The organism is Mycolicibacterium arabiense (genome assembly GCF_010731815.2).
In the GTDB taxonomy this organism is placed as follows: Bacteria; Actinomycetota; Actinomycetes; order Mycobacteriales; family Mycobacteriaceae; genus Mycobacterium; species Mycobacterium arabiense.
In genome coordinates, this window is record NZ_AP022593.1 from 4620052 (window position 1) to 4633619 (window position 13568).

The following is a 13568-nucleotide window of genomic DNA, read 5'->3' on the forward strand; positions in this document are numbered from 1 at the left end:
CGAAGCGAAACTCGTTGGTCGACAACGCACTGCGGACCGGCCGTCGCTCGGTGGCGATCGGATCGGGAGCGGTGCTGCTCGCCGGCTGCTCGTTCGGCGGGCTGAACTCACTGGACATGCCCGGCACCCAGGGTCACGGCAGCGGCTCGTACACGATCACCGTCGAACTGCCGGACGTGGCAACGCTGCCGCAGAACTCGCCGGTGATGATCGACGACGTCACGGTCGGCAGTGTGTCCGGCATCGAGGCCGTGCAACGCTCCGACGGCACGTTCTTCGCCGCGGTGAAGCTGTCCCTCGACGGCAGCGTCGACCTGCCCGACGACGCGACGGCCACCGTCGCGCAGACCTCGCTGCTCGGATCGCAGCACGTCGAACTCAAGGAGCCGGCCGATAGTGCCGGCAAGGGCAGGCTCCGGAACGGGGCCACCATCCCGTTGGGCCAGACCGGTCGGTACCCGACGACCGAGGAAGTGCTGTCGTCGCTCGGCGTCGTGGTCAACAAGGGCAATCTCGGCGCGCTGCAAGACATCACCGAGGAGATCTACGCCGGTGTCGCGAGCAGGCAGGGCAGCTTCGCCGGGCTCATGCCACGACTCGCGGAGCTGACCGGTTCGCTGGATCAGCAGACGGCCGACATCATCGCTGCGGCAGAGGGACTCAACCGCTTCGCGGGAATCCTGGCGCGCAGCAAGGACGACCTGGGCCGGACGCTGGACACGCTGCCCGAGGCGCTCAAGGTGCTCAACGCCAACCGCACCAACCTCGTCGACGCCTTCACGGCGCTGCGGACCTTCTCGAACGTCGCGTCGCGCGTGCTGACGGGGATCCGGGACGACTTCACGGCGGACTTCAAGGACCTCTACCCGGTGGTGAAGGCGTTCAACGACAACGCCGACGACTTCATCACCGACCTCGAGTTCCTGCCGACGTTCCCGTTCCACTACAAGTACCTGCGCAACGCCGTGCGCGGTGACTATCTCAACGTATTCGTGACGTTCGACCTCACGGTGCGGCGCATCGGCGAGTCGGTGTTCACCACGTCGAAGGGCCTCGACCCGAACATGAAGCGCCTCAACGAGGTGATCAACCCGCCGGACTTCCTCACGGGGGCGATGGCGAACCTGTCCGGTCAGGCCGCGGATCCGTTCCAGATCCCGGCGGGTACGGCCACCCAGCACACCGAGGCGGTGCCCTGATGATCGACAAGTTGACGAGACTTCAGCTCTCGATATTCGCGATCGTCACCGTGGTGTGCGTGGGCGCCATCTCGGCGTTCTACCTGCACGTGCCGTCCGCGCTGGGCATCGGCTCCTACAACGTCACCGCCAACTTCGTCGCGGGCGGCGGGCTGTACGAGAACGCGAACGTGACCTACCGCGGCGTGACCATCGGGCGGGTCCAGAAGGTAGGGCTGTCCGACGACTCGGTGGTCGCCGAGATGCGGCTCAACTCCGACACCCCGGTGCCGGAGAACGTCACCGCGACGGTGAAGAGCGTGTCGGCGATCGGCGAGCAGTACATCGACCTGGTGCCGCCCGCCGACCCGTCCGACCGACTGCTGGGTGACGGCGCGGACATCGGGACCGACCGCACCGCAATCGGTCAGGACATCGCCGGTCTGCTCACCCAGGCCGACGACCTCGTCAACAGCATCGGCGACAGCCGCATCCAGGATCTGCTCCGCGAGTCGTTCAAGGCGTTCAACGGTTCTGGGCCCGAACTCTCCCGGCTCATCCAGTCCGGCCGCGCCCTGGTCGACGAGGCCAACGCGAACTACGGGCAGACCACTCAACTCATCGATCAGGTCGGGCCGTTCCTCGACGCCCAGATCCGCAGCGGTGACGACATCCGCTCGCTGTCCGAGGGGCTGGCGCGGTTCACCACCGAGGTCGCGAACGCCGACCCGCAGCTGCGTGGGGTGCTCCGCGAGGTGCCCGGGGCCGCCGAGGCAGCCAACACGACCTTCGACGGCATCCGGCCGAACTTCCCGATGCTCGCGGCCAACCTGGCCAACGTAGGGCGCATCGGCGTCATCTACAACAAGTCGATCGAGCAGGCGCTCGTCATCTTCCCGGCGCTGATGGCCGCGCTGATCACCGTGGCTGGCGGTGTGCCCGCCGACGAGGGCGGCAAGCTGGACTTCAAGGTCGACCTCGGCGACCCGCCGCCGTGCAACGTCGGGTTCATCCCGCCGTCGCAGATCCGCACGCCCGCCGACACCACGCTGCGCGACCTGCCGACCGACCTGTACTGCAAGGCCGCCCAGAGCGATCCGACCGTGGTGCGTGGCGCCCGCAACTACCCGTGCCAGGAGTTCCCGGGCAAGCGCGCTCCGACCGTGCAGCTGTGCCGCGACCCGCGCGGTTACGTGCCGATCGGCAGCAACCCGTGGCGCGGACCCCCGGTGCCCTACGGCAGCACGCCGATCACCGATCCGCGGAACATCTTCCCGGCGAACAAGTTCCCGAACATTCCGCCGGAACGGGACTACGACCCGGGTCCGCCGTCGGTCCAGCTGCCGCCCGGTGTGGTGCCGGGCCCGGGCCCCGCGCCCAATGCGCCATTCCCACTTCCGGTTCCGCCGAGCGACCCAGGCATCCCGCCGCCGCCGCTGCCGTTCTACGCGCCGCCCGACCAGATCGTGCCGCCGTACGGCCGGTCGCTGCCAGGGGCTCCGCCACCGCCTGCGCCGGGTCCGCTGCCTGCCGAGGCGCCCGCCCCGGCCACCGGCCCGGTGCTGCCCGGACAGGGTCCGCTGCTGCCCAGCCAGGCCGTTCCCGGACAGCCGGCGCCGGTCGCCAGTGGTCCGGCCACGGCGACGTACGATTCGAGAACCGGTGTATTCGCAGACCCCTCCGGCGGGACGGGCGTCCTCGCCTCGGGCTCGGACGAGTTCGTTCCCGCGGAGAGCTGGGTCGATCTGATGAAGGATCCAAGGCAGGCTTGATGACCAACGACTCGGTGTCGGACGACGTCGCGACTGACGCGCCCGAGCCGCCGGTGACTGCCGCCCGCCGCCGTCGTGCCTCGCGCGCTGCAGGTCCGGCGAGTCCGGTGCGGGAGTCTTCGACGGCTGCGACCGTCGAGACGCCGGCCCCGGTGCGGGTGAAGGTGTCCCGGCCCGTTGCGCCGCCGCCGCGCCGTCAGCCGCACCGCGCGCTGGTGACCGCGGTCGGGCTCGGGGTCTGCGCTCTGGCGGTCGCCGTGCTCGGAGTCCTGACGGTGGTCTTCGGACTGCAGCAGCGCGAGGCCGAGGCGGCGGTGTCTCGCGATCGGCTCTTCGTCGACACCGCGACCCAGACCGTGGTGAACATGTTCAGCTACGACCAGAACACGATCGACGAGAGCGTGAACCGCTTCGTCAACGGCACCAGCGGTCCCCTGCGGGACATGCTGAGCCAGGGCGACAACGTCGAGAACCTGAAGGCCATCTTCCGCGACACCAACGCCAGTTCGGAGGCCGTCATCAGCGGCGCCGCACTCGAGAAGGTCGACGAGACCGCGAAGAACGCCACGGTGCTGGTGTCGGCGCGGGTGACCGTCACCGACCTCGACGGCGTGAACAAGCCCTCGCAGCCCTACCGGTTGCGAATCGTCGTGCACGAGGACGACAACGGGCACATGACGGGCTACGACCTCAAGTACCCCGACGGTGGCAACTGATGGGCCGCTGGACCACCCGCGTGGTCGTGTTGGTCGGCGTGGTGCTGGCGTTCGGGTTCGTCGCGCTCGGTGGCGTCGGCGGCTACCTGGTGTGGACGCGAGCCCAGCTGAACGCCCAGGAGGCCACCCGCGTCGCGCTCGGCCCGTGCGAGGGTGGCATGGCTCCGCCCGCGTGTGGCCTTGCCGCCGAACAGATTCCGCTGGTCTTCGGTTACGACTTCCAGACCGTGGAGCGCAGCCTCACCGATGCGTACAACCTGCTGACGCCCGACTACCGCAGGGAGTTCGAGGAGCGGGCGAGCAAGGACATCATTCCGCAGGCCCGTGAGCGTCAGGTGATCTCACAGGCCAACGTGGTCGGTTCGGGCGTGCTCGAAGCGCGACGGGATTCGGCCAGCGTGCTGGTGTTCATGAACCGCACGGTGACGGACAAGTCCAAGCAGCCCGTTTACGACGGGAGCCGGTTGCGCGTCGACTACGAGAAGATCGACGGGCAGTGGAAGATCAAGTTCATCACTCCGATCTAGGAGCGTCCTGCTCCGTCGAGGACAGTGCGTCGAGGAACGACCTGGCCCACCGATCGACGTCGTGCGCGAGGACCTGCCTGCGCAGCGCCCGCATCCGGCGGCGGCCCTCTTCGGGCGCCTGGTTCAGGGCAGCCTCGATCGAGTCCTTGACACCGTCGAGGTGGTGCGGGTTCGTCAGGTAGGCCTGCCGGAGTTCGGCTGCGGCGCCGGTGAATTCGCTGAGCACCAGAGCGCCGCCCAGGTCGCTGCGGCACGCGACGTACTCCTTGGCGACCAGGTTCATCCCGTCACGCAGCGGAGTCACCAGCATCACGTCGGCCGCCACGAAGAACGCGATCAGTTCGTCGCGGGGGATCGGCTTGTGCAGGTAGTGCACGACGGGGTGGCCGACTTCGCCGAACTCGCCGTTGACGTGACCGACTTGGCGCTCGATGTCCTCGCGCATCACCTTGTAGCTCTCGACGCGCTCCCGGCTGGGGGTGGCGAGCTGGATCAGCACGGTGTCGGCGGGGTCGGCGCGGCCTTCCTCGAGGAGTTCGGAGAACGCCTCGAGCCGGACGTCGATGCCCTTGGTGTAGTCGAGCCGGTCGACGCCGAGCAGCACCTTGCGCGGGTTGCCGAGCTCGGCGCGGATCTCCCGCGCACGTTGGCGGACCCGTCGGTCGCGGGCCTTGCCGTCGAGGTCGGTGGAGTCGATCGAGATGGGGAAGGCTCCGACCTTCACGGTGCGGAAGCCGACCTGTACCTCGCCGAGCCGCGACCGCACGCCCACCGTCGCGCGCGAGGTGTTCGCGCCGACGAGCCGGCGGGCCAGGTAGAGGAAGTTCTGTGCGCCGCCGGGCAGGTGGAAGCCGACGAGGTCGGCGCCGAGCAGGCCCTCGATGATCTCGGTCCGCCACGGCATCTGCATGAACAGTTCGATCGGCGGGAACGGGATGTGCAGGAAGAACCCGATGGTGAGATCGGGCCTCAGCATGCGCAGCATCTTCGGCACCAGTTGCAGCTGGTAGTCCTGCACCCACACCGTCGCGCCCTCGGCGGCCGAGCGGGCCGTGGCCTCGGCGAAGCGGCGGTTGACCTCGACGTAGCGGTCCCACCACTTGCGGTGGTAGATCGGCTTGACGATGACGTCGTGGTACAGCGGCCACAGGGTGGCGTTGGAGAAGCCCTCGTAGTACTTCTCGACGTCGTCGGCCGACAGGACGACCGGGCGCATCGTCAGACCGTCTTCGACGACCGGTTCGTCGTCACCGTCGGTGATGCCCGGCCAGCCGATCCACGCACCGTGGCGGCTGCGCAGGATCGGCTCCAGTGCGGTGACCAGCCCACCGGGACTGCGCTTGATGGTCGTGGTGCCGTCGGGCAACCGTTCCATGTCGATCGGCAGCCGGTTGGCCACCACGAGGAAGTCGGCGTCTCCCCGTTCGGCCGACTCCGCCACTATGCGTCGAGCTTCGCCGGCCCAATGCCCAGCATCGACAGGAACACGCGGCATTCGTCGGCATCGGTGGCGTAAGCGGCCACCACCTTGCGTGCCTGACGCGCCGTACTGTCGGCTAGTGGTTCGACGTCTTCGACGATGTCCGCTGGATCTGGGGTTGCTGCCATGACTCAACTCTAGGCGACTCGGCGGACCGAGTCGCCCAGAGGCGGGTCAGATCAGGAGAAGCCGGTGACCGTGGGGCTGCTGCCGACCGAGGACTGCGGGGGCACGTACTGCGGCGCGTCTTCGGCGAGGCCGATGCACTGACCGCTGTTCGCGCCGGTGCAGGGGATGCCGTCGATCGCCGGGATGTCCGGGTTGCCGGGGATGGAGCTGAACGGCGAACTCGGCACGGTGTGCGGGACGCAGATGCCGGTGAACTGGTCCGGCTCCTCGCCGCCGCCGCATGCTGCGACCGGGGCGGCCGGTGCGGCCGAGGGTCCGGCGAACACGGCGACCGCGGGCGCCGCGGCGACGGCGAGCGCGAACCCGCCCGCAAGGATGAGTCGTCTGGCTGAGACATGCAGGATCGCCATCGTCACGCTTTCTCTTGTTTGACCGTGTCGTCGAGGGTGAGTCTATGGAAGCTGCCAAGAATCTGCACGAGTTCCACTAGTTCCCTGAGAGACGGTCCCGCGTTCGAGCGGCCGGCGGGACGACGGCGGGTGCGCCGCCCCGCGTCGGCTAGGGGCTCGAGCTGACGCTCGAGCGCGGCACGGCCATCGGGCCCTCTGCCTGCTGCTCCTCGCCGAGACCGATGCACTGGCCGGAATTTCCTCCGGTGCAGGGGATTCCGTCGACTGACGGGAGTCCGCCCGGCGAGGTGGTCGAGAACGAAGGCGAATTCGGCACCAGGTCCGGCGTGCAGGTGTTGGTGAAGGTGTCCTCGGTCTCGCCGCCGGGGCATGCCGTCACGGTCGGTCCGGTGATCGCCGGTGCGGCAACGGCCAGCAAGACCGGCGCCGCCGCGATCGCCATGGCGAAGCCTCCGGCGAGGACCAGTCGCTGCGGTGCGCTCGTGCGAGGAGCGAAGATGTTCTTGGCCATCGTCACGCTTTCTATCGTCGTTCGGAACGCGGCGGGGGGCCGATTCCGTTGGCGAGAATACGCTGATCAAGCCACTCCCATCAGCCGAAGTGAGCAGAAAGTGGTGCGGCGGTACCAAATCTGTGAGGGGTCTGCGAGACCCCTGTGACATCGCTGCCGAGCCGCTGCTATGCAGCCTCGCGGCGCCGTGGTTCGATGTAGAACGTGTTCCAGTTTTGGGGCGACGGACTCGGATGAGTGAGATTCAAGCGGAGGCAATGGTGCAACTCTCGTTGGTGGATCGGACCTACCTCGTCACCGGTGGTGGCAGCGGCATCGGCAAGGGTGTCGCGGCAGCCGTGGTGGCGGCGGGCGGCAACGCAATGCTGGTCGGGCGCAACGCCGACAAGCTCGCCGCGGCGGCCGAGGAGATTGGCGCCGGCGATGGGGCCGGCCGCGTGCGCTACGAGCCCGCCGACGTGACCAACGAGGACGAGGTGGCTCGCGTCGTGGATGCCACGACCGCGTGGCATGGTCGACTGCACGGCGTCGTGCACAGCGCCGGTGGATCGTTGACGATTGGGCCCATCACCCAGGTCGATTCCGAGGGTTGGCGTCAGACCGTCGATCTCAACGTCAACGGCACGATGTACGTCCTCAAGCACAGTGCCCGCGAGATGGTGCGCGGCGGCGGCGGCTCGTTCGTCGGCATCTCGTCGATCGCCTCGAGCAACACCCACCGCTGGTTCGCGTCCTACGGGCCGAGCAAGGCGGCACTGGACCACCTGATGATGCTGGCCGCCGACGAACTCGGCGCGTCATGGGTGCGGGTCAACGGCATCCGGCCGGGCCTGATCCGCACGGACATGGTTGCGCCCATTCTGGATTCACCCGACATCAGCGCCGACTACGCGAGCTGCACGCCGCTGCCGCGCCCGGGTGAGGTGACCGACATCGCCAATGCTGCGCTGTTCCTCCTCAGCGACGCGGCCGAGTGGATCACCGGCCAGATCATCAACGTCGACGGCGGGCACGGTCTGCGTCGCGGGCCGGACATGTCGTCGATGCTCGAACCGGTCTTCGGCGCGGACGGCCTGCGCGGGGTGGTGTCCTAGCGGATCGGTCCGGCGCCGCCCGCCTCCCAAGAGGCCAGGGCGCCCATGGCGGACCAGTCGAGCTCACCGCCGCCGGTGGCCAGCAGCGTCAGGAAGCGGTCGCGGAGCAGACTCGCGACCGGGAGCGGAACGCGTAGTTCCTCCCCGGCCTCGAGCACGAGGCGAATGTCCTTGAGGCCGAGCGTCGCAGCGAAGCCCGCGGGCTCGAACTCCTCGCGCGCCACCAGCCCGCCGTAGGTCTGGTACACCGGTGCGCCGAACAGCGTCGAGGTCAGGATCTCGAGGTACTGCTCCTTGTCGACACCGGCCTTGGAGACCAGTGCCATTGCCTCGCCGAGGGTTTCGATGACCGACGCGATCAGGAAGTTGCCGGACAGCTTGACCAGGTTGGCGGCCTTGGGCTCCGACCCCACCACGAAGGTGCGCTGGCCGACGGCGTCGAGGATCGGTTCGATGGTCCGCAACACCTCGGGTTCGGCTGCCGCCACCACGAACAGCTTCGCCGCGCGGGCAGCCTCGGGCCTGCCGAACACTGGCGCGGCGGCGAACTGCTGCCCCGCCTCGGCGTGTGCGACGGTGAGGCGTTCGGCCAAAGCCACGCTGATGGTCGAGCACGACACGTGCACGGCCGACCGAGGGAGAGCCGCGAGGATGCCGTCGGCGCCGAAGGTGACGGCCTCGACGGCGTGGTCGTCCGCGAGCATCGACACGACGACTTCACCGGTGCAGGCGTCGGCGACGGTGCGGGCCGGGCGCGCGCCCTCGAGAGCCTCCACCTTGTCGTGTGAGCGGTTGTAAGCGGTGACCGTGTGTCCCGCAGCGATGAGGTTGGCGGCCATGGCCGCGCCCATGTTGCCCAGTCCGACGAATCCGATGTCCATGCTCTCCACTATCGCCGCGGATGGGGAGAAGTTCTCGGCTAGCGGTTGGGATTCGCCTGCGGGCAGTAGCCCTGCACGGCGAGGCTGCCGAACGTGCTGATGTCGTCGACCGACTTCCACTCGGTGGCGGTCTGGATGTGTCGCAGCGCCGCCTCGACCGAGCCGCCGTTGACCAGCACGTTGCACGTCGACTGGGCGAGGTCGATGGCCTCGCTGGAGGGGATCTGCAGCCGCGCGTCGCGGACGGCCTTCGCGAAGACCTTGTCCACCTGCGCGTCGGCGGGATCAGCGGACGCGGGCGCCGCCAGGGATGCAGCGGTACCGGCGGCGATCAGAAGTGCCGCGGCGACGTGGCCGAACCTCATGCGTCTTGCCCTCCTCAGCGATGAACCGTGCGCGTCCACCGTACGTCAGCAAACCTCTCCAGGGTGTATCGGTCGTGGACGACGACTGTTACGTAAGGGACTGGGCGGCCTGATGCACGGCGTTGACGATGCCCTGATAGCCGGTGCACCGACAGAAGTTGCCCGACAGCCCTTCGCGGATCTCGTCGTCGGTGGGCTGCGGGTTGTCGCGCAGCAACGCCGTGATCGACGTGACGAATCCCGGTGTGCAGAAACCGCACTGCAGACCGTGGCACGCCCGCATCGCCGCCTGTACCGGTGACAGTTCGCCGTCGGGCGATGCGATGCCCTCGACCGTGGTGACCTCCTGGCCGTCGACCTGGACGGCGAAGATCAGGCACGATCGCACCGCCTGGCCGTCGAGGAGCACCGTGCACGCACCGCACGCCCCGTGCTCGCAGCCGAGATGCGTGCCGGTCAGCCCGCACTTCTCGCGCAGGAAGTCCGCGAGCGTGAGCCGCGGCTCCACGGCACCGCCGTGCGGGGTGCCGTTGACCGTCATGTGGACGTCAGTCTCGTGCATCGAGTGCCTCCGTGGTCGCATCGGTCCATGCGCGCGCGACCATCGCCGCACCCACCCGCGTGCGGTAGGACGCGGAGCCCTGTAGATCGCTGGGGACGTCGGCAAGACCGGACATCGCCAGCGCGCCGATCGCGTCGGCGCTCACGTCGGCCACGGGCCGTCCGGTGACCGCGTCCTCGGCGGGGGTGGCGCGCTTGGGTGTCGATCCCAGCCCGAGCAGGCCGATGCCGCAGCGCGTCACGCGGTCGTCGTCGTCGAGTGCGACGGCCACGGTGGCACCGGCGATCGCGAAGTCACCGTGCCTGCGGGCGAATTCGTGCACCGCGAAACCGGTGCGGCCCGGCCACACGGGGAAGCGCACGGCGCGCAGGATCTCGTCGGGTGCCAGGGAGTTCTCCCACAAGCCGGTGAAGAAGTCACTCGCCGGGATCTGTCGGTCGCCGCGGGACGACGCGGCGTCGATCGTCGCACCGAGCGTCAACGCGACGGCGGCGTACTCCGCCGCGGGGTCGGCGTGGGCGACCGCGCCGCCGAGGGTGCCCCTGGTCCGGATTTGGAAGTGGCCGATGTGCGGGGTCACCGCGGTGAGCAGCGGCACGGAGTCGGCGACTTCGTCGTCGAGGCCCACCAGCGCGTGCGGGGTGGCAGCGCCGATCACCACCTCGCCGTCGACGAGGTCGATCCCACACAACTCGTCGACGCGCGAGATGTCGATCAGATTCTCGAAGTGGGTGAGCCGCATCGCCAGCATCGGCACCAGGCTCTGCCCGCCGGCCAGGATCTTGGCCTCGTCGCCGAACTCGGCGAGCAGATCCACCGCCTCCTTCACCGAGTCGGGGCGGTGGTACGCGAACGGCGCGGCCTTCACGAGACGAGCCGGGAGAGGGCGGCGATGAGTTCGTCGGCCTTGATCGCGGCCGGGTGCGCGGGCTTTCTGCGCTTGCCGAGCAGGAAGCCGAGCGCGGCGCCCGCGGCGACACCCGCCAGCACCGGCGCAGCGCGCTTGGCGACGGGGAGGGCGACGACCTTGAGCAGGTCGACCGAATCGGCGCCGGGCTGGGCCGCTGCGACCGCAGCCTCGGCCGTGGGCGCGGTGGTCGTGGCGGTGCCCGCCCCGGAGGCGCTGCCCAGCAGTTCCGCTTCGAGGCTGCGGGCGAACTGGCCGATCAGGTTGGACGACACGTCGGCCAGCACACCGCGGCCGAACTGGGCGGCCTTGCCCGAGATCGCGAGGTCGGTGCTGATCACCACGTGGGTGGCGTCCCCTTCGTCCTTCAGCTGGGCGGTGACGGTGGCGGCGGCGGTGCCGCTGCCACGGGTCTCCTTGCCCTCGGCGCGCAGCACGATGCGCCGCGCGGTCTCGTCCTTCTCCTGGTAGGAGGCGACGCCCTTGTAGGAGACGGTGATCGGGCCGACCTTGACCTTGACCGCACCGGTGAAGTCGTCACCGTCGACCGACAGCAGGGTCGCCCCTGGCAGGCAGGGTGCGACGCGTTCCACGTCGGTCAGGACGTCCCACGTCTTCGCGGCGGGTACCGCGACCCGGAATTCGTTGTTGAGTTCCACGGTCAGTGGTCCTTTCCTAGGGTCATGGCCGGGCGCGTTCGATCAGGTCCACGATCGTGGCGGGGCTCGCGGGGAGTTCGGTGACGGTCACGCCGAGCGGGGCCAGCGCGTCGTTGACGGCGTTGATGACGGCAGGCGTCGCGCCGATGGCGCCGCCCTCGCCGCAGCCCTTGTAACCGCCGACACCGGGCCCGGGGATCTCGACGTGGCCGAACTCCAGCGGGGGCACCTCGGTGGCCGTGGGAAGCAGGTAGTCGACGAACGTCGAGGACAGTGGGTTGCCGTCGGTGTCGTACGAAAGCTGTTCCAGCAGTGCGCCTCCGATGCCCTGCACGGTGCCACCTGCGACCTGGCCCTCCACGACGTTCGGGTTGATCATCGGCCCGACGTCCTCGCTCACGATGTAGCGGGTGAGGGTGACGTGGCCGGTGTCGACGTCGACCTCGCAGGTACACGCGTGCGTCGCGTTGGCCCAGTGGATCATCGCCTGCGACACGAACCGGGCGGTCGCTTCGAGCTGCGTGGCCATGCCGGGCGGGAACTGCGTGGGCTCGTAGTGCGCCCGGTACGCCAACTCGGCGAAGGTGATCGACTTCTCGGGATCGTTGCGCGACAGGGCCGTCGAGTCACGCAGTTCGATCTCGGACCCGTCGACGCCGAGAGCGTGCGCCGCGAGTGTGACCAGCTGTTCGCGCACCGCGGTACCGGCCTCGTTGACCGCACCGGCGGTCATCGGACCGCTGCGACTGCCCTGGGTGCCCGCGCCGTACGGGGTGACGGCGGTGTCACCCTGGATGGTGTGCACGTCTTCGACGTTGGCGCCCAACGCATCCGCGGTGAGCTGCACGACGGTGGTCTCGATGCTGTTCCCCGTCGAGCCGCCGTTGACGTAGACGTTGATGGTGCCGGACGGCTCGACCCGGATGGTGCAGCCCTCGTGGGCCAGGTATCCCGTGGCCGCGGCGGTCGGCTCGATGTAGGCCGAGAAGCCCAGCCCGATGTAGCGGCCCTGCGCCAGCGCCTCGGCCTGCTCCTTGCGGAAGCCCTCGTGGTCGAGAATCTTCACGGCCTGCTCGAAGGTGTCGGCGGGTGCGACGTGGTCGTACGGCATCCCGTTGGGATTGAAATACGGCATCTCGTCGCCGCGCAGGATGTTGATGCGGCGCAGTTCGACCGGATCCATGCCCATTCTGCGAGCGGCGATGTCCAGTAGCACCTCTCGCGAGAGGGTTTCGTACTGCCATGGCCCGCGGTACGCGTGCAGCCCAGCGGTGTTCGAGAACACGGTCTTGTAGTTGAAGCTGGCCTTCGGCACGCGGTACGGACCGGGGAAGAACATGCCGATGGCTGCGGTGGTGAGCACGGGGTAGGGCGTCGGGTAGGCGCCGACGTCCTGCACGAAGTCGATGTCGGCGGCCAGGATCTTGCCGTCGTCGTCGAACGCCATCCGGACGGTGCCGTCGACGTGCCGGGACTGGCCTGCGGACATCAGGTTCTCGCGGCGGTCCTCGATCCACTTGAGTGCACCCGGCACCTTGCGCGCGGCCAGCATGATGCACATGTCCTCACGCATCGGCACGACCTTCTGGCCGAACCCTCCGCCGGTATCCCGCATGATGACGCGTACGCGCTGAGCCGGCAGTCCGAGCAGGCGCGCGCAGAACGCCCGCAGTTCGTGCGGCGTCTGGGTAGACGCCCACATCGTCAGTTCCCCTGCAGCGGATGACCATTCGACGACCAGGCCGCGCGTCTCGATCGGCACCGGCACGTACATCTGCTGGTAGACGCGTTCGGAGACGACGGTGGGTGCCGAGGCGAACAGTTCCTCGTCGGGCGGCATGCCTCCCATGCCGCCTGCCACGTTGTCGGGGTACTCGTCGTGCACCACGACGCCGGAATCGGGCGACTTCCGGAAGTCTGCCAGCGCAGGCATGGGTTCGTAGTCGACGTCGACGAGGTCGACCGCGTCCTCGGCGACGTAGCGGTTCTCGGCGACGACGAGGGCGACCGGATCGCCGACGAACTTGACGACGCCCTCGGCCAGCGGCGGTCGGGGCGTGTCCGGCACGTCCTTGCCCGCGACGGCGTGCCACGCCTCGACGACCTCGTGGTTCAAGTCGGCAGCGGTGAAGATCGCACGCACGCCGGGCAGTGCCAGTGCGGCGGTGGTGTCGATGTCCGCGATCCGCGCGTGCGCGAACGGGCTGCGGACGAAGCAGGCGTGCAGCATGCCGGGACGCTGCACGTCGTCGACGAAGGTGCCCTTGCCAGTCAGCAGGCGGGTGTCCTCGACCCGGGCCATGCGGGTGCCTGCGTAGCGCGCGGCGACTACTTCCGGCGTACTCGTGGTCACGGGTTGCTCCCTAGTCACTTTTGC

At 68.9% G+C, this 13568-nt stretch carries 15 protein-coding genes; 5 read left to right on the plus strand and 10 right to left on the minus strand.

Translation table 11 applies throughout. From position 1 onward, the window contains the following. Positions 1-14: 14 nt before the first annotated feature. The 4 genes from G6N61_RS23845 to G6N61_RS23860 are packed head-to-tail and all read left to right on the plus strand — an operon-like array spanning position 15 to position 4193. On the plus strand, positions 15-1199 hold the full coding sequence (locus tag G6N61_RS23845; RefSeq protein WP_372481208.1) for an MCE family protein: 1185 nt from the start codon (positions 15-17) through the stop codon (positions 1197-1199). After that, on the plus strand, positions 1199-2950 hold the full coding sequence (locus tag G6N61_RS23850; protein ID WP_163922010.1) for an MCE family protein: 1752 nt from the start codon (positions 1199-1201) through the stop codon (positions 2948-2950). The genes G6N61_RS23845 and G6N61_RS23850 overlap by 1 nt, the downstream gene beginning before the upstream one ends. Then, positions 2950-3666 (plus strand): Rv1363c family protein, encoded by a 717-nt coding sequence (locus G6N61_RS23855; protein WP_163922013.1) that lies wholly within the window; start codon positions 2950-2952, stop codon positions 3664-3666. The genes G6N61_RS23850 and G6N61_RS23855 overlap by 1 nt, the downstream gene beginning before the upstream one ends. Beyond that, a complete protein-coding gene (locus G6N61_RS23860) occupies positions 3666-4193 on the plus strand; it encodes a mammalian cell entry protein (RefSeq protein WP_163922016.1) in 528 nt (175 codons plus the stop codon). The genes G6N61_RS23855 and G6N61_RS23860 overlap by 1 nt, the downstream gene beginning before the upstream one ends. Here the strand turns inward: G6N61_RS23860 and G6N61_RS23865 are convergent. The 4 genes from G6N61_RS23865 to G6N61_RS23880 all read right to left on the minus strand — a co-directional run bounded on the left by G6N61_RS23865 (position 4180) and on the right by G6N61_RS23880 (position 6723). After that, on the minus strand, positions 4180-5688 hold the full coding sequence (locus G6N61_RS23865; RefSeq protein WP_163922019.1) for an alpha,alpha-trehalose-phosphate synthase (UDP-forming): 1509 nt from the start codon (positions 5686-5688) through the stop codon (positions 4180-4182). The two genes, G6N61_RS23860 and G6N61_RS23865, sit on opposite strands and share 14 nt — an antisense overlap. After that, a complete protein-coding gene (locus G6N61_RS23870; RefSeq protein WP_170314487.1) occupies positions 5634-5801 on the minus strand; it encodes a hypothetical protein in 168 nt (55 codons plus the stop codon). The genes G6N61_RS23865 and G6N61_RS23870 overlap by 55 nt, the downstream gene beginning before the upstream one ends. A gap of 51 nt (positions 5802-5852) precedes the next feature. Then, positions 5853-6212 carry an intersectin-EH binding protein Ibp1 gene (locus tag G6N61_RS23875; RefSeq protein ID WP_163925071.1) on the minus strand — a complete coding sequence of 120 codons (360 nt, stop codon included), beginning with the start codon at positions 6210-6212 and terminating at the stop codon, positions 5853-5855. Between the two features lie 148 nt (positions 6213-6360). Next, complete coding sequence (locus G6N61_RS23880; RefSeq protein WP_170314517.1) at positions 6361-6723, minus strand: intersectin-EH binding protein Ibp1; 363 nt, start codon at positions 6721-6723, stop codon at positions 6361-6363. Positions 6724-6983: 260 nt separating this feature from the next. On the opposite strand from G6N61_RS23880, the gene G6N61_RS23885 reads away from it, so the two are divergent. Then, the gene (locus tag G6N61_RS23885; RefSeq protein ID WP_163925073.1) at positions 6984-7817 is read left to right on the plus strand and encodes an SDR family oxidoreductase; all 834 of its coding nucleotides are present in this window, start codon (positions 6984-6986) and stop codon (positions 7815-7817) included. On the opposite strand, the gene G6N61_RS23890 is transcribed toward G6N61_RS23885, so the two are convergent. The 6 genes from G6N61_RS23890 to G6N61_RS23915 form a co-directional block, all read right to left on the minus strand. Next, the gene (locus G6N61_RS23890; protein WP_163922022.1) at positions 7814-8698 is read right to left on the minus strand and encodes an NAD(P)-dependent oxidoreductase; all 885 of its coding nucleotides are present in this window, start codon (positions 8696-8698) and stop codon (positions 7814-7816) included. The two genes, G6N61_RS23885 and G6N61_RS23890, sit on opposite strands and share 4 nt — an antisense overlap. A gap of 38 nt (positions 8699-8736) precedes the next feature. Further along, the gene (locus tag G6N61_RS23895; RefSeq protein WP_163922025.1) at positions 8737-9063 is read right to left on the minus strand and encodes a DUF732 domain-containing protein; all 327 of its coding nucleotides are present in this window, start codon (positions 9061-9063) and stop codon (positions 8737-8739) included. 88 nt (positions 9064-9151) lie between these two features. Then, positions 9152-9625 (minus strand): (2Fe-2S)-binding protein, encoded by a 474-nt coding sequence (locus G6N61_RS23900; protein WP_163922028.1) that lies wholly within the window; start codon positions 9623-9625, stop codon positions 9152-9154. Continuing rightward, positions 9612-10493, minus strand: coding sequence for an FAD binding domain-containing protein (locus G6N61_RS23905; RefSeq protein WP_163922031.1), 882 nt, complete (start codon positions 10491-10493; stop codon positions 9612-9614). The genes G6N61_RS23900 and G6N61_RS23905 overlap by 14 nt, the downstream gene beginning before the upstream one ends. Beyond that, complete coding sequence (locus tag G6N61_RS23910) at positions 10490-11191, minus strand: SRPBCC family protein (protein ID WP_163922033.1); 702 nt, start codon at positions 11189-11191, stop codon at positions 10490-10492. The genes G6N61_RS23905 and G6N61_RS23910 overlap by 4 nt, the downstream gene beginning before the upstream one ends. 22 nt (positions 11192-11213) lie before the next feature. Next, a complete protein-coding gene (locus G6N61_RS23915) occupies positions 11214-13493 on the minus strand; it encodes a xanthine dehydrogenase family protein molybdopterin-binding subunit (RefSeq protein WP_163925074.1) in 2280 nt (759 codons plus the stop codon). Positions 13494-13568: the final 75 nt, after the last annotated feature.